Genomic DNA, 26,110 nt, shown 5'->3' with positions numbered 1-26,110 from the left:
GAGGAACGAAATAATGTTAGAATTTGATACAAGTATTGATCAATTAGCAACGATAAAGGTCATCGGTGTCGGTGGTGGCGGTAATAACGCAGTAAACCGTATGATTGACCATGGTGTAGAAGGTGTAGAATTTATTGCAGTAAACACGGATGCACAGGCATTAAATCTTTCTAAAGCAGAAACCAAACTACAAATTGGTGGTAAGCTAACAAGAGGTCTTGGTGCAGGAGCTAATCCAGAAGTAGGTAAAAAAGCTGCGGAAGAAAGCAAAGAACAGCTTGAAGAGGTACTTCAAGGTGCAGATATGATTTTTGTTACTGCTGGTATGGGGGGAGGTACCGGTACGGGTGCTGCTCCAGTAATTGCTCAAATCGCGAAGGATCTTGGCGCTTTAACGGTAGGGGTTGTAACCCGTCCATTCTCCTTCGAAGGTAAAAGAAGATCTAATCAAGCTGTGTCTGGAATCGAAGCATTAAAGAATAGTGTGGATACACTAATTGTGATTCCGAATGATCGCTTGCTTGAGATTGTTGATAAGAACACACCTATGTTGGAAGCATTTAGAGAAGCCGATAACGTTTTACGTCAAGGGGTCCAAGGCATATCTGATCTAATTGCGAAGCCAGGTTTAATTAATGTGGACTTTGCAGACGTTAAAACAATAATGTTCAATAAAGGTTCTGCATTGATGGGAATAGGGATTGCAACAGGTGAAAATCGTGCTACGGAAGCAGCTAAGAAGGCTATCTCTTCACCACTATTAGAAACTTCAATTGATGGCGCACATGGCATTCTAATGAACATTACTGGTGGTACTAACTTGAGTCTTTATGAAGTACAGGAAGCTGCAGACCTTGTAACGAATGCTGCTGATGAAGAAGTAAACGTAATCTTTGGTTCTGTTATAAATGAAGACTTAAAAGACGAAATCATCGTTACAGTTATTGCGACTGGTTTTGATGAGAGTAAGAAAGTAGAGCAGCCATCAAGACAACGTCCAATGGTTAACCACAACCAACACGGTTCTACGAGAGTGACAGAGGAAGCAGCAACAAAAGAGCCAACACAACAATCCAATCGACCACGTCAAGAAGAGGATATTTTAGATATTCCAACATTCCTGCGTAACAGAAATAGAAACCGATAATTCGTTCTATAAACGTATAGTCATCTAGACTATACGTTTTTTTGTGATTAGATACTTAGTTGAAGCTAGTAAAAATGATAAAACGTAAAGTCCTCTCATCAAATCTTCCCTAAAACCTTTTAGAAAATAGTTTAGTTTGCCAGCGTCTATTTTGAATTAGTAGTGCCTATGAGTACTCGACATAACTAGTTGAAAATAGCATATTTTTGCATACAAGAAGTGACAGACTTCGCTTACCAAGTAGTTTATACTTCACTTTATACTTCAATTAAACAAGTTCACTAGGTTAAATGATTACTAGATAATTCCAACGAGAAGGAGTGAATTCGTACGATGAATTTTATTCATTCATTCCCCAGAGGTGGAAAATAGTTATGACTATTTACCTTGATATGGTATGGATTTTGAACTTTCTTTTGGATTTAATGCTTCTCCTATTAACACAAGCACTCTGTCGGGAGTATACACCCAAAAGAAGATTGGTATTGGGAGCTATTGTTGCATCGCTAATAGTGCCCATTACACTCTATTTTCCGAACACCTATATCTCAACAGTTTTAGGGAAGATATTATATTCTATTCTAATTATCATTGTTACATTCCGTTATATATCGGTAAATCGTTTGGTAAAGCAACTCTTAGTGTTTTACTTTGTATCATTTTCAATCGGAGGAGGGTTGTTTGCTGTACATTATTTGCTCCAAAACCCAGTTGCACTGTCAGCTGCAGGGGTTTTGTCCTATAGTAGTGGATATGGCGATCCTATAAGTTGGATTTTTGTTGTGATAGGATTCCCGTTTGTGTATTGGTTTACAAAGAGCCGTATGGACAAGCACGCGATCGAGAAAATACGATATAACCAACTCTATGAAGTAACCATTCATTTTCATAATAAGAATTTTTCCACCACTGGTTTTATTGATAGTGGTAACCAATTAATTGACCCACTAACCAGAAAACCAGTAATTATTTGTGATGAACCATTTTTAAAGCAATGGTTTGATCATGAAGAGTGGAACCGTTTAAAAAGAGCATATGAGGAATTTGATATCGATAGCATTCCGTTAGAATGGCAGAATTACATTCAAGTTGTCCCATTTCATGGTGTTGAAGGGAAAAGTAATTTTTTATTTACTATTAAGCCAGATAAGATTTCCATTTCCTATGGTGCACAACATATAGTTGCTACTAAACTATTAATCGGAATTCAGTTCTCAGAGTTAACGGCTGATAGACGATATCATTGCCTTTTACATCCACAAATTATCCAGTTAGCTACGATTCATTCAGCATAACGAAAAGGAGCGATATGACATGGCGAAAATTTTAAATCATTTACGAATACGGTGGTATAAGTTATTAAGTAAATTAGGCTTTAAGTCCAAAGAGATATATTATATTGGTGGTAGTGAAGCGTTACCGCCACCACTTTCAAAGGACGAAGAAAGCGAACTTCTAATATTGCTCTCCAAAGGGGATACAACTGCTCGATCAGTTTTAATAGAGAGAAATCTTCGTCTAGTTGTTTATATTGCTAGAAAATTTGAAAACACTGGAATTAATATTGAAGACTTAATAAGTATTGGTACAATTGGGCTTATAAAAGCGGTAAATACATTTAATCCAGAAAAAAGATTAAACTGGCTACATATGCTTCTAGATGTATAGAGAATGAGATACTTATGTATCTAAGAAGAAATAATAAACTAAAATCTGAGATTTCGTTTGACGAACCATTAAATATTGATTGGGATGGTAATGAATTATTATTATCGGATGTCTTAGGTACAGACGATGATGTAATTACTAAAAATTTAGAGACCAAGGTTGATAAACACCTACTTCAAAATGCATTATCACAATTAAATGCGAGAGAAAAACAAATTATGGAATTGCGTTTCGGGTTAGTGGGAGAAGAAGAAAAAACACAAAAAGACGTAGCAGATATGCTTGGTATCTCTCAATCCTATATTTCACGTTTAGAGAAGAAAATTATTAGACGTTTGAAAAAAGAATTTAATAAAATGGTTTAGCCTTTGATAATAAAGGTTTTATGTGTAATTTCTAGCACCAACTGTACTTTTCTATTTGCATAAATTTTTCCTCTCGGGGAGATACTGTCCTTGAACAGCATCTCCAACTGGGAGGGTACAGAATGACTAGACATAAGGTAGTAATATGTGGTGTAGATACATCAAAACTTCCTGTATTAACAAACGAAGAAATGCGGAAATTGTTTATTCAAATGCAAGAAGGAGATATAACGGCTCGCGAGCAACTGGTAAATGGAAATCTTCGTTTGGTACTTAGTGTAATCCAGCGATTCAATAATCGGGGCGAGTATGTAGACGACTTATTTCAAGTTGGTTGTATTGGACTGATGAAATCTATTGATAATTTTGATTTGAGTCATAATGTTCGATTCTCTACGTACGCTGTCCCAATGATTATTGGTGAAATCCGAAGATATTTACGGGATAACAATCCAATTCGGGTATCGAGGTCATTGCGGGATATTGCGTACAAGGCATTACAAGTTCGAGAAAAACTAATCAATAAAACGTCAAAGGAACCGACTCCTGCAGAGATAGCGGAAGAAATGGGTGTTCCTCATTCAGATGTTGTATTTGCAATGGATGCGATACAAGATCCGGTTTCCTTATTTGAGCCTATTTATAATGATGGCGGAGACCCTATATTTGTAGTCGATCAAATAAGTGATGATAAAGATAGAGATGATACATGGGTTGACAAGCTTTCCCTAAAAGAGGGGATGTATCAGTTAAATGAAAGGGAGAAAATGATTCTGAACAAACGTTTTTTCCAAGGGAAAACACAGATGGAGGTTGCTGATGAGATTGGTATCTCGCAAGCTCAAGTCTCTCGGCTAGAAAAAGCTGCCATTAGTCAAATGAATAAACAAATGTTTGAGTGATAATCGATTTTAAAGGAATGGACATTCGTGTCTATTCCTTTTTCTATTTTATGAAGCAAAGAATGAACGTATCCATTCATGCATATACATTCCTAATAAGGGTAGGTGAGCCGTAATGATAAAATTATCCGAACTTCAAGTAAAAGAGGTTATTGTTATCAATGATGGAAGACGTCTTGGACATATTTCCGATTTAGAAATTGATCCAGACCGTGGTAGAATCATTGCCTTAGTCATCTATTTACGTGAAAAAAAGGGTGGATTCTTTGGAAAACCAGAGGAATTAATGATATATTGGGAGCACATCGTAACAATAGGTACGGATGTCATTTTAGTAAGAGATGTAGAAGGGCCAAAACTATACCTTGAATGATTTATTCAAGGAATCAGGGGGAATTGAATTGAAAGAAGTGTTCCGACATAATGATGATGTTAAGTTACTATTTATCGATAAATGGATGGAAATAGAACCTTCGCTAAGAGTAGGTTTCACTACTAAAAACGGTGGAGTAAGTAGAGGTGATTTCTCTACTAATAATTTGGGCTTACATGTATCCGATAATCCCCAGGATGTGTTGACTAACCGTAATGTCCTTTCAAGTCATTTAACTATACCATTAGAAAAATGGATTGCTGGTGAACAAGTACATAAGAACAGTGTGCAAATTGTCGATTTTAAGGATGCTGGAAAAGGATCCACAAGTGTCGATTCGGCTCTAAAAGAAATAGACGGGCTCATTACGAATAGCAAAGGAATACTTTGTACAGCATTCTTTGCAGACTGTGTTCCACTTTACTTTTTTGACCCTGTAACAGGGTATATTGGTATAGCACATGCAGGTTGGAAGGGAACTGTAGGGAAAATAGCTGAAGAAATGGTGCGTAATTTTAAGGAGCTAGGTTCGAAATTGGACGACCTTTTCGTCGCGATAGGACCGTGCATCTCGAAAGATAATTATGAAGTGGATGAATATGTGAAAGATCAAATACAAGAAGAATATCGAACGCAAGTATTAACACCATTGGGAAATAAGCATTATTTATTGGATTTAAAGCAATTAAATGTCGAAATCCTTGTACAATCTGGGGTATTTCGTAGTAATATAGATATAACAAATTATTGCACATTTAGAGATAAAGAACTCTTTTTTTCACATCGACGTGACAATGGAAAAACAGGTCGTATGTTAGGGTTTATTGGGTATAGCAGGTAAGCGTCAAGGAGGAGAATTTGCAGTAATGGATGTAGCAGAAAATTTAAATACCATTCAAGCTTCTATTGAACAAGCATGTCGTATTGCAAAACGAAATCCTGAAGAGATTACAATCATTGGTGTGACAAAATATGTTTCGTTGGAACGGACAGAAGAAGCAATTAATGCGGGTGTAGTCAACCTTGGTGAAAATCGTCAAGAGGGTTTTATGGAAAAATACAATCATATTGGTGATCGTGCCGTTTGGCATTTTATTGGTAGCCTACAGACGAGAAAGGTAAAAGATATTATCGACAAGGTAGATTATCTTCATTCTTTGGATAGACTGTCATTAGCAAAAGAAATTGAAAAAAGATCTTCCTCTACGATTAACTGTTTCATACAGGTGAATGTAAGTGGTGAAGAGTCAAAGCATGGCATGCAACCTGATGAAATAGTGCCTTTTTTAGAAGAAATTTCTACATTTACTAAAGTAAGAGTTGTTGGACTAATGACAATGGCTCCACATACAGATGATAGAGCAGTATTACATAAAGTTTTTCGAGAACTTCGTGAATTAAGAGATGTCATAAAGAATAAAGGCTATTCATCTTGTGAATATTTGTCGATGGGTATGAGTAATGATTATGAGATTGCAATCGAAGAAGGGGCAACTCATATAAGAATTGGCTCCAAATTAGTTGGATCGAATAAGTGAGGTGAAAGGCATGAGTATCAAAAACAAGTTTAAAACCTTCTTTGCAATGGATGATGATTACGAATATGAGTATGTGGAAGAAGCTGTCGTTGAAGCTCCTAGTAAATTCACACAACCCAATAACAATGTAATTAATCTAAAGAGTGTAAAAACAGCCTCTTCTAAAGTAATCCTTTGTGAACCCAGAACATTTGATGAGGCACAACAAATTGCAGATCATATTGTTAGTAAACGTGCAGTAGTCATTAATTTACAACGAGTCGAGCGTTATGAGGCTAAACGGATCGTTGATTTCTTAAGTGGAGCAGTTTACGCTGTCAATGGTGTTATCCAACGATTAGGATCGGAAACATTTCTTTGTGCACCAGATAATATTGATGTCTCTGGATCAATCACGGAAACGTTAGAAGAAGATCTAGATAAAGGATGGTAATTTAATTGGTATTGTTAGGTAATATATTTCAAATTCTTGCTTATGCATTGCAAATATATAGTTACGGATTAATAATTTATATCTTTATGTCATGGTTCCCAGGGGCAAGAGAGTCATCTTTTGGATCTTTCTTAACAAAGCTATATGAACCGTATTTAGAACCTTTTCGAAAAATTATAAAGCCTGTCGCAATGATTGACTTTTCACCTATTGTAGCCATCATTGTTCTAAATGTGGCTGGAATTGGTTTAAGAGAACTATATTTTATAATTATTGGCTTTATGTAATTAGGACGTTTTTATGATGGATATATATCAACATTTTCGATCCGAGGAGCATAGCTTCATCGACCAAGTACTATCGTGGAAAGAACAAGTGGAGCGATATTTTGAACCTAAATTAACAGATTTTCTTGATCCTCGAGAACAACAGATTATTGAAATGTTAATCGGCTCAGCGAGGGATGAGCTACAGCTCAAGTTATTTGGTGGTGGAAGTCATTCTGAACGTAAACGAGCTATTATTGCTCCTTATTATGAAGAAATCACGAATAATACGTTTAATATTTCATTAATCCAAGCTTCCTATCACGAAAAATTTATTACCATTGCCCATCGAGATGTATTGGGGGCATTTTTATCCTTAGGAATATCCCGTAAGAAACTTGGTGATCTTTATGCTGGTGATGGAAAGATACAAATTCTTCTTGATAAAGACATTGCTTCATATGTTCAGATGAATCTAACAGGGATAAAACGAGCTACGATTACATTCGAAGAGGTATCTTTTGATAAGTTAATCGAGCAGAAATCCGTTTGGAATGAATCTGAAAAAATCGTGTCATCACTTCGACTAGATACCATTCTAAAGGAGATTTATAACCTATCACGTAAACAGGCGCAGGATCTCATTCAAAAAGGAATGGTCAAGGTGAATTATCGCTTGGTAGAAGATGGAAAGTTTATTCTCCGTGAGGGTGATTTAATCTCGTTAAGGGGTAAGGGACGTAGCAAACTTGTAGAGGTTAACGGTCAAACTAAAAAGAAAAATTAAAAATAACAACTGCCCTATTAGAGGTATAGAAAAGAATGCCTTTTTGATATATAATGTTTATCAATGAGTCGTTCTTTTTATCGTTTTTTGTCAGATAACTCAGTATACCCAACTTTCGCATAAACTATTAGAATCACGTCTAACATGAATTTTCGCAATCATAGTCTTATAATTTTATCTAAATTTGCAGGAAAATCATATTTTTTGTCGAAATTTACTGGTATACTAATAATGGACTTATCGTATTATGTTTAGTAGATAGTTAAAATTTTCCTCTCTGCTAATAATTTTCAATTACTGAAGGAGGTTAACGAAATGCCATTAACGCCGTTGGATATTCATAATAAAGAATTTACTCGTAGTTTTCGTGGATATGATGAAGACGAGGTAAATGAATTTTTAGATCAAGTGATTAAAGATTATGAGTTGGTCATCCGTGAAAAGAAAGAGCTTAAAGAAAAGATCGAGCAAATGAATGAGAGACTAAGTCATTTTACCAATATTGAAGAGACTTTAAATAAATCAATTCTAATTGCACAAGAAACTGCTGAGGAATTAAAAGGTAATGCTTCTAAAGAATCAAAATTAATTATTAAAGAAGCGGAGAAAAACGCTGATAGAATTATTAATGAAGCATTGAGTAAGTCACGTAAAATCGCTTTAGAGGTGGAAGAGTTAAAAAAGCAAGCTAAAGTATTCCGTACACGATTAAGAATGTTAGTAGAAGCACAATTGGACATGATTGGATCTGACGATTGGGAAGATTTATTCGATGTGGAAATGGGTCAGGATCTAGAATTAGCGAATCAAGAATCTTAAACCTTGACGTTTTGCGATATTTTACATATAATGCATAGACAAATAGGAAATAATATTTATTAAATACTATGACAGAGACAGTATAAAAACAAGTTGCTAGTAAAGCGAGCTAGGAGATGGTGAGAGCCTAGTACTGCACGTTTTTAGAATATCACTCTTGAGTATCCAATTTGAAAATAAAGTAAAGTTGGACGTCTTATTCACGTTACGAATATCGAGTGAATTTAAAATGTTCTTGGACATTTTAAATTTATAAGGGTGGTACCGCGAGTCTTCTCGTCCCTTTTGGGATTTGAGAGGCTTTTTTTATTTAAAGGATATTTTTCGCCCTATAATCGTAGGAAAACAGTTCAATTGAGGAGAAGATAAGTAAATACATGTTTTTCTAATATTATTTGATTCATTTGGAATTGTAAGAGTTGTAAGGAGGAAATAATGATGGATTACAAAGAGACACTACTAATGCCAAAAACGGATTTTCCAATGCGTGGAAATCTACCAAACAAAGAACCAGTTCGTCAGGAACAGTGGGAACAAGCAAACTTATACGAAAAAACTCTAGAAAGAACAAAGGGTAGACCATTATTTATTCTACATGATGGACCTCCATATGCTAATGGTGATATTCATATTGGTCATGCACTCAATAAAGTTCTAAAAGATTTTATTACACGATATAAGTCTATGACAGGTTTTCATGCCCCATATATTCCTGGTTGGGATACACATGGACTACCAATCGAATCAGCTTTAACCAAAAATAAAAAAGTAGACCGTAAGAAAATGTCTGTTGCTGAGTTTAGAAAACTATGTGAAGAATATGCTCTGACACAGGTTGATGGACAGCGAAAGCAGTTTAAACAGCTTGGTGTCCGTGCTGACTGGAATAATCCTTATATTACATTGACAAAGGATTATGAAGCAGCACAGATTAGAGTATTTGGTGAAATGGCGAAACAAGGTTACATCTATAAAGGCTTAAAGCCAGTATACTGGTCACCTTCATCAGAATCTGCGCTAGCAGAGGCAGAAATCGAGTATTATGATAAACGTTCTGCATCTATTTTTGTTGCATTTGAAGTTGCGGATGGAAAAGGTGTGCTTGATACAGGAGATAAGATCATCATCTGGACAACAACACCTTGGACTTTACCTGCTAACTTAGGTATTAGTGTACATCCAGATTATAACTATGTAGTCGTAAACGTTAACCAGGATAACTTTGTGGTAGCAGAAGATCTATTGGAAAGCATAACTCAAGAACTAGAGTGGGATACCCCACAGGTCATCAAAACCTTTAAAGGAAAAGAATTAGACCGTGTAACAGCTAAACATCCATTCTATGATCGTGAGTCACTCGTAATGCTTGGTGACCATGTTACAACAGACGCTGGTACTGGGCTTGTGCATACTGCACCTGGTCATGGGGAAGATGACTTTTATGTTTCAGCAAAGTATAATCTTGATGTCTTATGTCCTGTAGATGAAAAAGGTGTATTTACAAGTGAAGCGCCAGGTTTCGAAGGATTGTTTTATGATGATGCAAATAAAGTAATTACCGAAAAACTTCAAGAAACAGGTGCTTTATTAAAACTGAATATAATTACGCACTCCTATCCACATGACTGGCGGACAAAAAAACCGACTATTTTCCGTGCAACGGCACAATGGTTTGCATCGATAAAAGACTTCCGTGAAGATATACTAAATGAGATTAAGGAAGTAAAATGGTACCCAGCTTGGGGAGAAACAAGACTTTACAATATGGTACGCGACCGTGAAGATTGGTGTATTTCTCGTCAACGCGCATGGGGAGTTCCTATCCCGGTATTTTACGGGGAAGATGGTACACCAATTATAACGGATGAAACAATCAATCATGTTGCAGATCTATTTGCTGAATTTGGATCTAATGTATGGTTTGAGCGTGAAGCAAAGGACTTATTACCTGAAGGTTTCGTATCTGAACATAGTCCTAATGGGAATTTTTCTAAGGAAACTGACATTATGGATGTTTGGTTTGACTCTGGGTCTTCTCATGCGGGTGTATTGTTAAATAGAGAGGATCACATAAGACCAGCAGATATTTATTTAGAAGGAAGTGACCAGTATCGCGGTTGGTTTAACTCTTCCTTATCAACAGCTGTAGCAGTATCTGGAAAAGCACCATATAAAACAATTATTAGCCATGGCTTTGTTTTAGATGGGAATGGCCGAAAGATGAGTAAATCCCTTGGTAATGTTATGGTACCGTCAAAAGTTCAAAAGCAATTAGGTGCAGATATTTTACGTTTATGGGTTGCATCTGTCGATTATCAAGCAGATGTACGTATTTCAGATGATATCCTGAAACAAACATCTGAGGCATACCGTAAAATTCGAAATACATTCCGATTCTTATTAGCAAATCTAGCAGATTTTAATCCTGAAACAGATCGTGTTGCGGAGAGAGATTTAGAAGAAGTAGATCGTTATATGTTACATCGTTTACAGATCCTTGTTCAAGATGTTCGAGAAAGCTATGAGAAGTATGAGTTTTCACCTATTTTCCATCGCATCCATAATTTCTGTGCAGATGATTTGAGCTCATTCTATCTTGATTTTGCAAAAGACATCCTCTATATTGAAGCGGCTGATCATCATCGACGTCGTAGTATTCAAACAGGATACTATGAAATCTTGACAACGCTAGTACAATTGCTTACACCGATCATTCCACATACTGCAGATGAAGTATGGGAATACATCCCTGGTGTGAAAATAGAGAGTCCACAACTTACAGATATCCCAGAGCCTAGAAAGATTGAAGGATTTGATGGGCTTGAAGATAAGTGGAATCATTTTATGGCTGTAAGAGATGACGTACTAAAAGCATTGGAAGATGCTCGTAACGAAAAAGTAATAGGTAAATCATTAGAGGCCAAAATTACTGTTGTTCCAAAAGATGAGGAAACAAAAACAGTACTAAATTCAATCGAAAATGTTCATCAATTATTAATCGTATCAGAAGCGGTTATCACAGATCAATCTGAATCATTAACAAAATATCGCTATGTAGATGTTTTAGTAGAAAAACATCCTGGTGAAAAATGTGAACGTTGTTGGGTAGCATCAGACACGGTTGGAGAGAATCACAATCATCCAACACTGTGTTCACGTTGTGCAGATGTAGTGGAAAAACATTACCATGCATAATAGGTCATAATTTAATTCTTTAGAAGGAGCACAAATCATTTGTGCTCCTTATTTATTCTTCCCTGTAAATCGTTGAATTTTTGCCTAATAAAGTATAAGATAAACTAAGGATTTTCATATGTAGGAGATTAGAAAGTAGTACAATCGGAGGACTCGAGAATGTATCGATATTATGTATTAGCTATAATTGTTATTGCGTTAGATCAATTTACGAAATTTCTTGTAGTGAAAAACATGGAGTTATACGAGCAAATACCAATTATTCATGATTTCTTTTACCTAACCTCACATCGTAATACAGGTGCTGCTTGGGGCATACTAGAGGGTAAAATGGGGTTCTTTTATGTCATCACTGTAATTGTTATTATTGGAATCATGTATTATCTACATAAATTTGGAAAAGAAAATGCGCTATTTGCTAGCGGACTAGGATTACTCTTGGGTGGTGCCATTGGTAATTTTATCGATCGGCTATTTCATCAAGAAGTAGTGGATTTTCTGGACTTTATTATCTTCGGATATGACTTCCCAATCTTTAACATTGCAGATTCCTCATTAACTATTGGGGTAATTATTGTCATCATAGCAACCATTTTAGATGAGAAGAAACAGAAAGGAAAAGCAAAATGACATCACAACATGTTGTAACAGATACACAGAATAAGATGAGGCTAGATAAACTACTAGCAGAAGTTAATCCTGAACAGTCTCGGTCGCAAGTACAAGGATGGATTACAAGTGGACTGGTGAAAGTAAATGGCGTAATTGCTAAAGCGAATTATAAATGTCAACAGGGTGATGTGATTACTTGGCAATTACCAGAAGTGAAAGAATTAGAAATTCAACCAGAAAATATTCCATTGGATATTGTCTATGAAGATCAAGATGTTATTGTGATTAATAAGCCGAAGGGGATGGTAGTACACCCTTCAGCCGGCCATCAATCAGGTACACTGGTTAACGCATTATTGTACCATTGTAAGGACTTATCAGGAATCAATGGCGTGGAGCGACCAGGGATTGTTCATCGAATTGATAAGGATACAAGTGGATTATTAGTGGTGGCTAAGAATGATAAGGCACATGCCAGTTTAGCGGAACAATTATCGAAGAAGGATGTTGAAAGAAGATATGAAGCGGTTGTTCATGGTGTCATCAATCATGATACCGGTATGGTAGACGCGCCAATAGGGAGAGATCCTAAAGATCGTCAAAGGATGGGGATTGTCGATAATGGTAGACATGCTGTAACACATTTTCTCGTATTACAACGTTTCAAAGAATTTACCCATATTGAATGCAAATTAGAAACAGGCCGTACACACCAAATTCGTGTTCATATGCGCTATATTGGATTTCCACTTGTTGGCGATCCAAAATATGGCCCCCGTAAAACGTTGAATACAAATGGACAAGCACTTCATGCAAAAGTATTAGGTTTTACCCATCCAACCACTGGTGAATGGCTACAATTCGAGGTAAAACCACCAGAGTACTTCGGTAAATTATTAGCAACATTAGAATAAAACTATTGACAGGACTCTCTATGTTTGAAATAATGAAGCCATTGAATAGAACCTTTAATCCAGTCCAGAGAGGCTAAAAAGGGATCGGTTATCACGTTGGAAAGATTATTCCAGCCCCTTTTTTCCTGTGGAAAAAAAGGGGCTTTTCGTTTAGTGAATATTATCCGACGTAAATGGTGTATTCGATTCAAATTACTATGTTAGAGAATGATATAGGGGTGGAATGATGAATAAAAAAACAGAAATCTTGGATGAGCAAGCTATAAACCGTGCTTTGACTCGTGTCGCACATGAGATTCTGGAAAAGAATAAAGGTGGAGAAGACCTAGTAATTGTAGGAATTAAAACGAGAGGTGTACCTCTTGCGAAACGTATCCAAGAAAAAATTCAAAAGATTGAAGGTTTAGCCCTTCCGATTGGTGAACTAGATATTACTTTATATCGTGATGATCTGGAAAAGGCAGTGCAATCTAATGAACCTGAAATCCGACATGCGGATATCCCGGTTGATGTCAATACTAAAAAAGTAATCCTAATTGACGATGTACTTTATACTGGAAGAACGGTACGAGCAGCGATGGATGCTGTAATGGATATTGGTAGACCATCGCAAATTCAACTGGCGGTGCTAGTTGACCGTGGACATCGAGAATTACCAATCCGTGCAGATTACGTTGGGAAGAATATTCCAACTTCTGACCGTGAAATAATTGTTGTACAGCTTCATGAAATCGACCAGTCAGATTCAGTAGCTATTTATGAAAAATAAATATCAAAGGACCTTTAAATAAATCCAGAGAGGTTTACAAGGTTGCTTAGTTTGAACACGTGTGTAGAAATCCTGCTCGTGTACCTCTTTGCGACCATGCAAAGAGGTTTTTTTTGGAAAAAATAACATCTAGAGTGAGAGGGTGGCTTATCATGAAGCATTTCATTTCAATCAATCAGTTAACGAATGAAGAGGTCTATCATTTACTCGATAAAGCAGAAACCTTTAGGAGTATCGATTATAATCTCCCTAATCAAATTTTTGCTGCTAATTTGTTCTTTGAGCCTAGTACAAGAACAAAAATGAGTTTCACAGTAGCGGAAAAAAAGATGGGGCTAGAGGTATTAGATTTTCAAGTAGAAGCTTCAAGTTTGAAGAAAGGTGAATCTCTTTACGATACAGTTAAAACATTTGAGGCAATTGGGGCAAATGTTGCCGTTATCCGTCATGAATCGGATGATTGGTTTAGAGAATTGGATCAGATTAATATTCCAATTATTAATGCAGGAGCAGGTACGAAAGAACACCCTACACAAGGTATGTTGGATCTTTTAACGATTTATCAGGAATTTGGTAAGTTTGAAAATTTGAATATTGTAATAGTCGGGGACATTAAACATAGTCGTGTAGCAAATTCTAATGCACAGATTTTGCATAGACTGGGAGCAAATGTATATCTATGTGCTGCACCAGGCTTTGAAGATACAACGATGAATTTCCCTTACATCACATTAGATGAGGCAATAAGATGTTGTGATGTTGTCATGATGTTAAGGGTGCAGCATGAAAGACATGATCACAAAATGGGTACGAATAACTATTTAAGTCAATTCGGATTAACACTTGAACGCGAACAACAAATGATGAATCACGCAATTATTCTTCACCCTGCTCCTGTTAATAGAGGTGTTGAGATTGATAGTGCATTAGTTGAATGTTCTCGTTCTAGAATTTTTAAACAAATGTCAAATGGTGTTTATATAAGGATGGCAATTCTAGAATATGTTTTACAAGAATGGGGGATTTTAGATGAATATCTTGTTAAAGAATGCTACTAAATTGAATGATATTGGTGAATTAGAAATATGTGAAATTTATATCCGTGATGGGAAGATTCTGTCTATAGGGAATAATATAGAGCAAGAAAGCGTCGATAAATTAATAGATTGTAAAGGTAAGCTTCTAACACCTGGATTTATTGATGTTCACATTCATTTGCGAGAACCAGGTGGTGAACATAAGGAAACCATAAGGACTGGTACAAAAGCGGCAGCAAGAGGTGGTTTCACAACAGTTTGTGCTATGCCAAATACCAATCCAGTTCCAGATAATGAAGAGGTGATTAATAGTCTGCACGAGAGAATCAACCTAGATGCAGAAGTAAGGGTACTACCATATGCAGCTATTACAAAAGGCTTAAAAGGAGAGGAACTTACCGATATTGATCACCTTTCGAACCTAGGAATATTCGCTTTTACGGATGACGGTGTCGGCATACAAACAGCAGATTTAATGCTTCGCGCTATGAAAGAAGCTGCGAAAAGCGGAAAAGCAATAGTTGCTCATTGTGAAGACAATTCAATTGTTTACGGCGGGGTTGTTCATGATGGGGAGGTAAGTAAACGATTAACGCTTCCAGGGATTCCATCGTTAAGTGAATCGGTACAAATTGCGCGTGACGTCCTATTAGCCGAAGCTGCTAATTGTCATTATCATGTTTGCCATGTTAGTACAAAGGAATCTGTCAGAGTTATTCGAGATGCTAAACGTGCAGGAATTCATGTTACGGCAGAGGTGACACCACATCATTTGCTGTTAAATGAGGATTCGATACAAGAACATGATACGAATTATAAGATGAACCCACCCCTAAGAAGTAGAGAGGATCAGGAAGCGTTAATCGAAGGTCTGTTGGACGGAACAATTGATTTTATTGCAACAGATCATGCACCACATAGTGTGGACGAAAAAGCGAAAGGTATGATTAACGCTCCATTTGGAATAGTAGGACTTGAAACCGCGTTTCCATTACTTTATAGCAACCTAGTTAAAAAGGAAAAATAACTTTAAAACAACTAATAGATTGGTTAACCATAAAACCTGCTAATGTATTTAACCTTCCTTATGGAAGATTAGTAGAAGAAGGAGTAGCTGATTTAACATTAATAGATTTAGAAAGTGAAATGTATATCGATAAGCATACTTTTTATTCAAAGGGAACGAACACGCCATTTCATCAATGGAAAGTTACAGGAATTCCAGTTCTTACAATCAGTAATGGGAAGATCGTCTATGAGGAGGCAAAATAATATGTTCAATAGAAAATTAGTGTTAGAAGATGGGACAGTCTACTATGGAGTTGGATTTGGAAGTAGTCGAGAAATAAGTGGAGAAGTGGTATTTAATACAAGTATGACAGGCTATCAGGAAATCATTTCAGACCCCTCCTACTATGGCCAGATCGTCATGTTAACATACCCACTTGTAGGCAACTATGGGATTAACCGAGATGATTTTGAAACGATCGCTCCCTTTATTAATGGGTTAATTGTAAAAGAATATAGTGAACATCCATCTAATTTTAGAAGTGAAGAAACTCTGGATAGCTTTCTAAAGGCACATGATATACCAGGATTATATGGAATTGATACGAGAAAATTAACAAAATCTATTCGAAGCGCTGGAACATTAAGGGGCATTATTACAAATATAGATATCCCAAATGATGAGGTGCTAAACAGACTTAGGTTATTGCCAGAGCTTCGAGATCAAGTAAGGAGGACTTCTACAACAAAGCCATACATTGTACCTGGTCGAGGCCATCGCATTGTGCTAGTAGATTACGGAATGAAACATGGTATATTACGCGAACTTACAAAACGAAATTGTCATGTAACAGTTGTACCCTATGATTACTCGGCTGAAAACATTCTTCGTTTAAAGCCAGATGGAATCATGCTTACCAATGGACCAGGTGATCCACAAGATGTACCAGAAGCAATACAAATGATTGGCAAGGTTATTCATCACGTACCGGTATTTGGCATTTGTCTTGGACATCAATTGATAGCCCTAGCATGTGGTGCAGAAACCGAAAAGATGAAGTTTGGTCATCGTGGTGGCAATCATGCGGTTAAAGATTTAGTAACTGGAAAAGCTTTTCTTACATCACAAAATCACGGATATGCAGTGAAAAAGTCATCATTAGGAAATACGGAGTTAGAGCTAACACAAATATCATTAAACGATAACTCTGTTGAAGGTATTAGACATAGGGTTCTCCCTACCTTCTCTGTTCAATATCACCCAGAAAGCTCACCAGGACCAGAGGATTCCAATTATTTATTTGACGAGTTCTTACAAGTTATCGATCAACATATTGCCAAACAGGAGGTACATGTATATGCCTAAGAACACAGACATTCAGAAGATTTTAGTAATTGGATCAGGACCAATTGTTATTGGCCAAGCAGCAGAATTTGATTATTCAGGTACTCAAGCCTGTCAAGCGCTTCGAGAAGAAGGCTACACCGTAATTCTTGCAAATTCCAATCCAGCTACTATTATGACAGATCAGACGGTTGCAGATAAAGTGTACATGGAACCTTTAACAGTAGAATTTTTATCTAAAATCATTAGAAAAGAACAGCCGGACGCTTTATTACCAACTCTAGGTGGTCAGACAGGCTTGAACTTAGCAATTGCACTAGATAAAACAGGCATTCTTGAACAGTACCATATTAAACTTTTAGGTACTTCACTTGAAGCCATCCAAAAAGCAGAGGATAGGGAAAAATTCCGCGATTTAATGAAGCAGCTAAATGAACCAGTACCGGAAAGTTGCATTGTAAATGCGGTTGAACAAGCAGTTGATTTTGCGAATGAAATCGGTTATCCACTAATTGTACGCCCTGCATATACACTTGGTGGAACTGGTGGTGGTATGTGCTATAACGAAGCGGAATTAAGAGAAATTACCCGAAATGGATTAGCCTTGTCTCCAGAAAATCAGTGTTTAATTGAAAGAAATATTGCGGGTTATAAAGAAATAGAGTATGAAGTAATGCGCGATAAAAATGACCAAGCAATTGTCGTATGTAATATGGAAAATATTGATCCGGTAGGTGTGCATACTGGCGACTCCATAGTAGTGGCTCCATCACAAACATTAAGTGACCGGGAGTACCAATTGCTTCGTAATGCTTCCTTGAAGATTATCCGAGCATTAGAAATAGAAGGTGGATGTAATGTCCAATTGGCACTGGATCCACATAGCTTTGAGTATTATGTGATTGAAGTTAACCCGCGTGTAAGTCGATCATCAGCTTTAGCTTCAAAGGCAACTGGTTATCCAATAGCTAAAATGGCAGCTAAAATTGCTGTAGGATTAACATTGGATGAAATTATAAACCCAATAACAGGAACAACCTCAGCATTATTCGAGCCAGCACTTGATTATGTTGTTACAAAGTTACCAAGATTTCCATTTGATAAGTTTGTTTCAGGAGACAGGAAATTAGGGACACAAATGAAGGCAACTGGAGAAATAATGGCAATTGGAAGAAGCTTTGAAGAATCCCTTCTAAAGGGGATACGTTCTATGGATATTGGAACAGAGGAACTAGGGTTAGCAGGTTTATCATTTACCGACACGGATGAAATGAAACATCGTTTAAAAACACCAGATGACGAGCGTATTTTTATTCTAGCAGAAGCTTTCCGCCGTGGGATAACAAGACAGGAGATCTATGAACTCACGAAAATTGATCCTTTCTTTTTACGAAAAATAGAGGATTTAGTTCAATTTGAAGAAACACTAAGCACGAACAAATTCTCAAAAGAAGTACTACAAAAAGCAAAACAAAATGGATTTTCCGATAATCAAATTGCAAAATTATGGGAGGTTACAGAAGAAGAGGTTTATCATTATCGATTGAATGAAAAGATTTTGCCAGTATATAAAATGGTAGACACTTGTGCAGGTGAATTTGAATCCAAAACACCATATTTTTATAGTACCTATGAGGAGGAAAACGAGTCTCTAACATCGGCTAGACGTAAAGTTTTAGTTCTTGGGTCAGGACCTATCCGAATAGGGCAGGGAATTGAGTTTGATTATGCAACGGTTCATTCTGTATTAGCTATCAAAGAAATGGGTTATGAAGCAATTATTATGAACAATAACCCAGAGACAGTATCAACTGATTTCAGTATTTCCGATAAATTATATTTCGAACCACTAACAGTAGAAGATGTCATGCATGTAGTAAATTTAGAACAACCTGTAGGCGTTATCGTACAATTCGGAGGTCAAACAGCTATTAATTTAGCGGAAGGACTTCATAATAGAGGCGTTACGATACTGGGAACAGACCTTGAAGCGATTGATACTGCTGAAAATAGAGATAAGTTTGAAGTGTTACTAGATGAACTTCAGTTACTCCGTCCTGAAGGAAAGACTGTTAAGCGAATAGAGCAAGCAATAGACGTAGCAGAGACAATAGGTTATCCAGTGTTAGTTCGTCCGTCTTATGTAATCGGTGGAAGTAGAATGGAGATTGTCTATAGTAAACAAGAATTGGAATTATATTTACAAAAAACAGGTCACATAACAGATCGACATCCTATCCTAATTGATAAATATATTACGGGGATTGAGGTCGAAGTGGATGCGATTAGCGATGGAGAAACAACAATAGTACCAGGTATTATGGAACATATAGAACGATCTGGTGTACATTCTGGAGACTCTATTGCTGTATATCCTCCACAACGCATCTCTAAGAAAGTAAAGCAAACATGTTTTGAAGCAACCCTTAAAATTACGAAGGCATTAAAAATCAAAGGTTTAATTAATATACAATTTATAATCCGTGATGAGGATGTGTACGTTCTAGAAGTAAATCCGAGAGCAAGTAGAACAATCCCATTCTTAAGTAAGATTACGGGTGTGACAATGGCTAATTTAGCGACAAGGGCTATTTTAGGAGAAAAGCTTACTAGTTTAGGCTATCAGTCTGGTATCCTTCCTGAACAAAAGCTGGTATCCGTAAAAATACCAGTGTTTTCATTTGAAAAACTGCGTAGTGTGGATACAATACTAGGTCCGGAAATGAAATCAACTGGCGAAGCAATTGGATATGATAAAACAATGGAAAAAGCCCTTTATAAAGGATTACTCGCAGCAGGAATTTCAATTCCGAGTGAAGGTGCAGTCTTAATAACAGTAGCAGATAAAGATAAGTTGGAGATGCTGAAAATAGCAGAACGGTTCCATCAACTTGGCTTTCAACTATACGCGACTGCGGGTACAGCCTCATTTTTAAGAGGAGCAAACCTACCAGTTTTCGAGGTTAGTAAGGTCGGTGCAGACGAGCCTAATGTTCTCTCCATTATTGAAAATGGAGACGTACAATTTGTTATAAACACGCTAACATCAGGTACGCAACCACGGTCTGATGGCTTTATGATAAGAAGAGTGTCCGTCGAAAGAGGTATTCCATGTCTAACCAATATTGATACAGCGAATGCCATTTTAAATGTGATTGATTCAACTACCTTTAATGCAAATCCTATTCATACAAAAGAGGCTATCTTATCATGATTAATAAAGAAAAAATGAAAATTTTATCTGTGAGAAGTATTGCCCATCAAACAATTGAGATGGTACTTGAAAGTGAACAAATCAGTAAGGTTGCTCTACCTGGACAATTTTTGCATATCCAGGTAGGGAATCTAACACTTAGGAGACCTATTTCGATAGCGAATAATTGCTCAGAAACAGGCAGGATTACTATTTTGTTTAAGGTTAATGGTCAGGGAACAAATGAACTATCAAGTTATCAGAGTGGTGAGATGTTAGATATACTTGGTCCACTAGGGAATGGTTTTCCCTTGGAAAGTAGAAGTGAATCCACTGTTTTGTTAATCGGTGGTGGAATTGGAGTGCCTCCCCTATATTACTTGGGGAAAACTTTCCGATGTAAAGGAATAAAGGTGATATCCATACTTGGTTTTCAACAAGCGAATGATGTCTTTTATGAAGACCAATTTTCTGAACTAGGGGAGACGATTATAGTGACGAATGATGGTTCATATGGCTTCAAAGGGCTTGTGACGGATGTACTAGAGCGGATTTCTGCCTTCGATTGCTATTATGCTTGTGGCCCTAAGCCGATGCTTAAGGCATTAACTGACAAGCTTACCGATAAGGAAGGCTTTATCTCATTGGAAGAGAGAATGGGGTGTGGAGTTGGTGCCTGTTTTGCTTGTGTATTGCCTACAACAGATGGTAATGGATATAAGAAAATTTGTAAGGACGGCCCAGTCTTTCCTGCAAGGGAGGTTAAACTATGATCAATCTATCTCTTAAACTCCCAGGCTTATCATTAAAAAATCCAATTATGCCAGCTTCTGGTTGTTTTGGATTTGGTCATGAATACAGCGATTTCTATAACCTTAGCAAACTTGGGGCCATCATTTTGAAGGCTGCCACTAGTAGGGAGCGATTTGGTAATCCTACACCAAGAGTTGCAGAAACGGCATCCGGAATGTTAAATGCAATCGGGTTACAAAATCCTGGCGTAATGAACATAATTAATCACGAGGTACCATTTTTATCTCAATTTGATACCAATATTATCGCTAACATTGCAGGAAGTACCCTAGAAGAGTATGTAGAAGTGGCTAAAAGCTTTAATGAGACAGACCAAGTTCATGCTTTAGAATTAAATATATCATGTCCTAATGTAAAAGAGGGAGGTATTCAGTTCGGTACCGATCCAAACATGGCAGCACACGTAACAGAGGCGGTGAAAAAGGTTAGTCAATTACCTGTATATGTTAAGCTTTCACCGAATGTGACGGATATTATCTCGATAGCAAAGGCGGTTGAAGCGGCAGGGGCAGATGGATTATCCATGATCAACACAATAACGGGCATGCAAATACATTTACCTAGCAGAAAACCACTGATAGCCAATAAAACAGGTGGACTATCTGGTCCAGCAATAAAACCTATTGCAATTCGGATGGTTTATGAAGTGAGTCAGAACGTTAATATCCCCATTATAGGCATGGGTGGTATTCAGAACGCAGAGGATGTTTTGGAATTTTTATTAGCAGGGGCTAGTGCAGTCGCAGTCGGTACAGCCAATTTCCAAAATCCCTTTGTTTGTTCAGAAATAATAGATGAATTGCCTAAAGTATTAGAGAAGTATGGGTTTTCATCAGTTCAGGAAGCGATAGGAAAGGGGATCATGGCATGAGCGAATCTATTTATCTAGCATTAGATTTTCCTACTTGGAATGAAGCAAGTGAATTCATAGAATCCCATGATTTTTACGGTATACCCGTAAAGGTAGGGATGGAGCTATATTACCGTGAAGGACCACAAATTATTGAAAAACTAAAGGAAAATAATCATAAAATTTTCCTAGATCTAAAGTTACATGATATTCCTACCACTGTTATGAGGGCGATGAAAGTACTTGCAAATCTGGAGGTGGATATGGTGAATGTTCATGCCCTTGGTGGTAGTGAAATGATTGCATATGCAAGAGAAGGATTAGTTAGTGGCAGCTCAGGTTTTGATACAAAATTACTAGCAGTAACCGTGTTAACTTCTATGGGGGAAGTAGCATTGAACAAGGAGCTAGGGATACAAACAGATGTAACAGACACGGTTGTACGACTAGCGAACGTAGCTAAACAGAATGATGCTGATGGTGTAGTGTGTTCTGTACAGGAGGCGAGTCAAATAAAAGCTACTTGTGGTAGTGGATTTATCACAGTTACTCCAGGTATCCGTCTATATAATAGTAATGTGAACGATCAAGTGCGTGTAGCAACACCAAAGTTCGCCCGTAACAATGGTGCAGATTATTTAGTAATGGGTAGAAGTATTACAAATGCAACCAACCCTAGAGAAGCTTATGAACAAGCTATTGCTGAATGGGAGGAATCGAGATGAATTTAAGTCAAAAGCTAGCAAGAGAGTTATTACGGATAAACGCTGTACAAATAAATCCTAAGAACTATTTTACATGGGCCTCTGGAATTAAGTCCCCTATCTATTGTGATAATCGGGTTATAATTTCTTATCCGGAAGTGAGATCATTAGTGGCAAATTCATTTGTAGAAATAATTAAGCAAATGGAGATTCAGCCTGAGATTATAGCCGGCTGTGCAACGGCGGGAATTCCACATGCAGCTTGGGTATCAGATCGATTAAACCTCCCAATGGTATATGTTCGTTCTAAGCCAAAAGATCATGGGACAGGGAGTTTAATTGAAGGAGGGAGCATAAAAGGGAAGAAAGTTATCGTCATTGAAGACTTAATTTCTACTGGCGGTTCATCATTGAATGTAGTTACGGCCATTCGTAATGCTGGTGCAGAAGTACTCCAAGTTATGTCGATTTTTAACTATGGATTAGGTAAAGCTGAAACAAATTTTAAGGCAAATAATGTTCGGTTCGAGAGTTTAACAAACTATGATGAACTAATTCAGGCATTAGTTATGGATGGGAAATTAACAAGTGAGGAAGAAGATAGTCTACTAGAATGGCGTAAAACAATTTAATAGATTATACGATGCAATAAGTATAATTTTAATATATAATGAATTTATATAATAAAAATTATCTAATCGAGGTTAATTTCATGAAAATTGAGGATTATGAATTACTTCTCAAGCTTAATGAGATCGGTACAATTCGTGGTACGGCTAAGACTATATTAATTTCTCAACCTGCCGTAACCCAAAGGCTAAAATATATTGAGGATTACTTTGGTGAGATGATATTCATTCGTACACCGAAAAGTCTCGTCTTAACGCCAAGTGGAGAAATTATTTTAGAACATGCAAAACAGGTTGTTGAAGCAGAACTAACTCTTAAAAATAGGCTATCTTCATCAAGTAAGGAAGTACAAGGTACGTTGTCAATAGCGTGCTCTTCACTGATAAGCCAGCGATTTTTACCAAAGATATTAGGAAATTTTACGAACATGTTTCCAAAAGTCACCATTGACCTTGTAACAGGAATTAGTGAAGATATTCGTAAAAACCATAAAGATTATCATGTTTGTATTATTCGTGGAGAAAAATTAAAAGAAAGTACTAGTATTCGTTTGTTCGATGACCCATTATATATATTTGATACGGAACCATTCCCGAAGGATGCTTTAAAGGAAAGGCCATTAATTTCATTTAAAAGTGATGATAGCATGCATGAGTTAGTTGATAATTGGCTGTATCATCATCAGCATCAAATAAAACCTCTCCGAACCATGACTGTGGACCAAATCGAGACATGTAAACAGTTCATGAAACAGGGGATTGGTATGGCGGTTCTTCCCAAGAGTGTATCAGACTCCATGATGGATGAATTCCCACATGTTGCTCTTGAGTTGGATGGAAAGCCGGTAACGCGTTATACATGGCTTTCCTATCAAGAAGGTATCCGGGAATTACCGCAAGTAGATCAATTCATTAAGATGATTACTAGTCAAACTTTCTTGTAAACCATTTCTGTATAACTAAATGGATAAAAAATAACATGAGAATGGATTCTCATGTTATTTTTTTAGCTTTTCCACGACTGCTTTATCCGGTGTAACATATATAGTACGTTGATTATCATAGATAACAAAACCAGGTTTGGAACCGTTTGGTTTCTTTACATGTCTGACTTTTGTAAAATCAACCGGAACAGATGAAGAATTTTGAGACTTGCTAAAGTAAGCTGCTAATTGTGCAGCTTCCACAATGGTTTCCTCGCTGGGATTGTTATCACGAATGATAACATGGGAACCAGGAATATCCTTCGTATGTAACCAAATTTCATCACGGTGCGCCAGTTTCATGGTCAAATATTCGTTCTGCTTATTATTTTTACCTACTAAAATACAGGTTCCGTCGGTAGCTACATATTCTTCTGGCTTTGGAGCAGTTTGCTTGTTTTTTCGTTTTGTATTACTTTGTTTCTTCAAATATCCTTCTTCTCGTAACTCCTCACGTATTTCTGCAATGTCTTCTACACCAGCTACATCTATTTGTTGTAATATTTGATCAAAATAAGTGATTTCAGCTTGTGTTTTTTCTATTTCTTCTTCCACTTTGATTTTTGAAGTTTTTAGTTTTTGATACATCTTAAAATAACTTTGTGCGTTTTCACTTGGTGTTTTGTATGGATGAAGTTCAATCGTAATTTCATTTTGTTCCGGATCATAATAATCAATCACCCGAATAGAGGTGTCACCTGGTTTCACTAAGTGCATATTAGCAGTCAATAATTCACCTAATCGCTGATAGTTATCTGCGTTCGCCGCTCTCTTTAAGGTTCGCTCATGTTTCTTAAGCTTTCGATTGTTTTTATCACGTTCATTTTGAATGAACCGGTATAAGTCTTTTGCTTGTTGTTTTACTCTGTCACGTTCAGCCTTTCCTGCATAAAACGTATCAATCATTTGATTGGTTGTTGTAAATGGCACTTTTTCACCAAGAAAATAGGTTATCGGGATGACGTGAAAATCTTCTTTTTCCCCTTGATAGATGGTAGGAGAATACTCATGGTTGTTAATCTTAGATTGTATCTCTAAGAACTCGGCCATGTAGGCTTCATTAGAACCCAGTTTCGCTTGGTAAATAATTTCTTTTGCGATAAAGGGAGAGAACCCTGTAAACCATTTCACTATTTGAGAATCAAGCTTTCCACTGTTAAAATCCAGTTTTCGGATAAATGTTTCACCGTCTATCTCAAGTGGATTTACTTTATCTTGTTGGGGTGGTAATACATAAGGTGAACCGGGTAATACCGTCCGATGTCTGTTCTGGGCCATTGATATATGTTTCAAGCTATCAATAATATGCCCTTTCTCAGAATCCACTAACATCAAATTACTATGTTTACCCATTAGCTCAAGGATTAGTTTCTTATACGATATATCTCCAATTTCATTACGAGTTTTAATGGAAAACGTAATGATCCTCTCAAGACCGTCTTGTTCAATTGATTCGAGTATTGCACCGCTTAAATGTTTACGTAGTACCATACAAAACATCGGAGCATCAGCAGGGTTTTGAAAGGATTCTTTCGTTATATGAATTCTTGAATAAGATGGATGAACAGATAATAATAATGCATGATTCTTTCCTTGGCTACGGATAGTCATGATGATTTCTGTATTTGTTGGTTGTTGAATCTTTGTAATTTTGCCTGGAACAAGACTGTCGGATAACTCGTTTGTTATCGCTCTTGTAACAATTCCGTCAAATGGCATATTAACTCACCTCTTCACTTAAATTATAGCATTATTTAGGA

Annotated in this window: 23 protein-coding genes, 2 pseudogenes and 1 other annotated feature; of the genes and pseudogenes, 24 read left to right on the top strand and 1 reads right to left on the bottom strand. The window is 36.8% G+C overall.

What is annotated here, in order from left to right; genetic code table 11:
* Positions 1–13 precede the first annotated feature (13 nt).
* The 24 genes and pseudogenes from ftsZ (at position 14) to G5W_RS0111235 (ending at position 24,311) form a co-directional block, all read left to right on the top strand.
* Positions 14–1,147 carry a cell division protein FtsZ gene (gene ftsZ / locus G5W_RS0111350; RefSeq protein ID WP_010096774.1) on the top strand — a complete coding sequence of 378 codons (1,134 nt, stop codon included), beginning with the start codon at positions 14–16 and terminating at the stop codon, positions 1,145–1,147.
* Positions 1,148–1,521: 374 nt separating this feature from the next.
* Positions 1,522–2,442 (top strand): sigma-E processing peptidase SpoIIGA, encoded by a 921-nt coding sequence (spoIIGA, locus tag G5W_RS0111345; protein WP_010096772.1) that lies wholly within the window; start codon positions 1,522–1,524, stop codon positions 2,440–2,442.
* Positions 2,443–2,461: 19 nt separating this feature from the next.
* Positions 2,462–3,180, top strand: a pseudogene (gene sigE / locus G5W_RS22195) (RNA polymerase sporulation sigma factor SigE).
* 122 nt (positions 3,181–3,302) lie between these two features.
* Positions 3,303–4,082, top strand: coding sequence for an RNA polymerase sporulation sigma factor SigG (sigG, locus tag G5W_RS0111335; protein ID WP_010096770.1), 780 nt, complete (start codon positions 3,303–3,305; stop codon positions 4,080–4,082).
* A gap of 115 nt (positions 4,083–4,197) precedes the next feature.
* Positions 4,198–4,455: a YlmC/YmxH family sporulation protein gene (locus tag G5W_RS0111330; RefSeq protein ID WP_010096768.1), complete on the top strand. Its 258-nt coding sequence runs from the start codon at positions 4,198–4,200 to the stop codon at positions 4,453–4,455.
* Positions 4,456–4,492: 37 nt separating this feature from the next.
* Positions 4,493–5,296 carry a peptidoglycan editing factor PgeF gene (pgeF, locus tag G5W_RS0111325; protein ID WP_237706216.1) on the top strand — a complete coding sequence of 268 codons (804 nt, stop codon included), beginning with the start codon at positions 4,493–4,495 and terminating at the stop codon, positions 5,294–5,296.
* Positions 5,297–5,321: 25 nt separating this feature from the next.
* Positions 5,322–5,993, top strand: a complete 672-nt coding sequence (locus G5W_RS0111320) for a YggS family pyridoxal phosphate-dependent enzyme (protein ID WP_010096765.1) — start codon at positions 5,322–5,324, stop codon at positions 5,991–5,993.
* A 10-nt stretch (positions 5,994–6,003) separates the two neighbouring features.
* The gene (locus G5W_RS0111315; RefSeq protein WP_010096763.1) at positions 6,004–6,426 is read left to right on the top strand and encodes a cell division protein SepF; all 423 of its coding nucleotides are present in this window, start codon (positions 6,004–6,006) and stop codon (positions 6,424–6,426) included.
* A gap of 5 nt (positions 6,427–6,431) precedes the next feature.
* Positions 6,432–6,713 (top strand): YggT family protein, encoded by a 282-nt coding sequence (locus tag G5W_RS0111310; protein ID WP_010096761.1) that lies wholly within the window; start codon positions 6,432–6,434, stop codon positions 6,711–6,713.
* 16 nt (positions 6,714–6,729) lie between these two features.
* A complete protein-coding gene (locus G5W_RS22190; RefSeq protein ID WP_010096760.1) occupies positions 6,730–7,479 on the top strand; it encodes a YlmH/Sll1252 family protein in 750 nt (249 codons plus the stop codon).
* A gap of 315 nt (positions 7,480–7,794) precedes the next feature.
* On the top strand, positions 7,795–8,298 hold the full coding sequence (locus G5W_RS0111300; protein WP_010096759.1) for a DivIVA domain-containing protein: 504 nt from the start codon (positions 7,795–7,797) through the stop codon (positions 8,296–8,298).
* Between the two features lie 59 nt (positions 8,299–8,357).
* Positions 8,358–8,585 (top strand) — a binding site (T-box leader).
* A 151-nt stretch (positions 8,586–8,736) separates the two neighbouring features.
* Entirely contained in the window at positions 8,737–11,493 is a 2,757-nt protein-coding gene (gene ileS, locus G5W_RS0111295; protein ID WP_010096758.1) for an isoleucine--tRNA ligase, read from the top strand.
* A 159-nt stretch (positions 11,494–11,652) separates the two neighbouring features.
* The gene (gene lspA / locus G5W_RS0111290; protein WP_010096757.1) at positions 11,653–12,123 is read left to right on the top strand and encodes a signal peptidase II; all 471 of its coding nucleotides are present in this window, start codon (positions 11,653–11,655) and stop codon (positions 12,121–12,123) included.
* The gene (locus tag G5W_RS0111285; RefSeq protein WP_010096756.1) at positions 12,120–13,019 is read left to right on the top strand and encodes an RluA family pseudouridine synthase; all 900 of its coding nucleotides are present in this window, start codon (positions 12,120–12,122) and stop codon (positions 13,017–13,019) included. The genes lspA and G5W_RS0111285 overlap by 4 nt, the downstream gene beginning before the upstream one ends.
* Positions 13,020–13,245: 226 nt before the next feature.
* Positions 13,246–13,788 carry a bifunctional pyr operon transcriptional regulator/uracil phosphoribosyltransferase PyrR gene (gene pyrR, locus G5W_RS0111280; protein ID WP_010096754.1) on the top strand — a complete coding sequence of 181 codons (543 nt, stop codon included), beginning with the start codon at positions 13,246–13,248 and terminating at the stop codon, positions 13,786–13,788.
* 152 nt (positions 13,789–13,940) lie between these two features.
* Positions 13,941–14,846 (top strand): aspartate carbamoyltransferase catalytic subunit, encoded by a 906-nt coding sequence (locus G5W_RS0111275; RefSeq protein WP_010096753.1) that lies wholly within the window; start codon positions 13,941–13,943, stop codon positions 14,844–14,846.
* A pseudogene (locus G5W_RS22185) lies at positions 14,818–16,097 on the top strand (dihydroorotase). The gene G5W_RS0111275 and the pseudogene G5W_RS22185 overlap by 29 nt, the downstream one beginning before the upstream one ends.
* Before the next feature lies 1 nt (position 16,098).
* Positions 16,099–17,199, top strand: coding sequence for a glutamine-hydrolyzing carbamoyl-phosphate synthase small subunit (gene carA, locus G5W_RS0111265; protein WP_010096750.1), 1,101 nt, complete (start codon positions 16,099–16,101; stop codon positions 17,197–17,199).
* The gene (carB, locus tag G5W_RS0111260) at positions 17,192–20,392 is read left to right on the top strand and encodes a carbamoyl-phosphate synthase large subunit (RefSeq protein ID WP_010096749.1); all 3,201 of its coding nucleotides are present in this window, start codon (positions 17,192–17,194) and stop codon (positions 20,390–20,392) included. The genes carA and carB overlap by 8 nt, the downstream gene beginning before the upstream one ends.
* The gene (locus tag G5W_RS0111255; protein ID WP_010096747.1) at positions 20,389–21,144 is read left to right on the top strand and encodes a dihydroorotate dehydrogenase electron transfer subunit; all 756 of its coding nucleotides are present in this window, start codon (positions 20,389–20,391) and stop codon (positions 21,142–21,144) included. The genes carB and G5W_RS0111255 overlap by 4 nt, the downstream gene beginning before the upstream one ends.
* Positions 21,144–22,055, top strand: a complete 912-nt coding sequence (locus tag G5W_RS0111250) for a dihydroorotate dehydrogenase (RefSeq protein ID WP_029191100.1) — start codon at positions 21,144–21,146, stop codon at positions 22,053–22,055. The genes G5W_RS0111255 and G5W_RS0111250 overlap by 1 nt, the downstream gene beginning before the upstream one ends.
* Positions 22,052–22,759, top strand: a complete 708-nt coding sequence (gene pyrF, locus G5W_RS0111245) for an orotidine-5'-phosphate decarboxylase (RefSeq protein ID WP_010096743.1) — start codon at positions 22,052–22,054, stop codon at positions 22,757–22,759. The genes G5W_RS0111250 and pyrF overlap by 4 nt, the downstream gene beginning before the upstream one ends.
* On the top strand, positions 22,756–23,370 hold the full coding sequence (pyrE, locus tag G5W_RS0111240) for an orotate phosphoribosyltransferase (RefSeq protein ID WP_010096742.1): 615 nt from the start codon (positions 22,756–22,758) through the stop codon (positions 23,368–23,370). Before pyrF ends, pyrE begins: the two co-directional genes overlap by 4 nt.
* Positions 23,371–23,450: 80 nt before the next feature.
* A complete protein-coding gene (locus tag G5W_RS0111235) occupies positions 23,451–24,311 on the top strand; it encodes a LysR family transcriptional regulator (RefSeq protein WP_010096741.1) in 861 nt (286 codons plus the stop codon).
* A gap of 54 nt (positions 24,312–24,365) precedes the next feature.
* Here the strand turns inward: G5W_RS0111235 and G5W_RS0111230 are convergent, their stop codons facing one another.
* The gene (locus G5W_RS0111230; RefSeq protein ID WP_010096740.1) at positions 24,366–26,069 is read right to left on the bottom strand and encodes an Rqc2 family fibronectin-binding protein; all 1,704 of its coding nucleotides are present in this window, start codon (positions 26,067–26,069) and stop codon (positions 24,366–24,368) included.
* Between the last annotated feature and the right edge of the window lie 41 nt (positions 26,070–26,110).

Source organism: Ornithinibacillus scapharcae TW25 (assembly GCF_000190475.1).
Lineage (GTDB): Bacteria > Bacillota > Bacilli > Bacillales > Amphibacillaceae > Ornithinibacillus > Ornithinibacillus scapharcae.
Note: the sequence above shows the minus strand (reverse complement) of the source record. Positions and strands in the feature narration are given on the sequence as shown.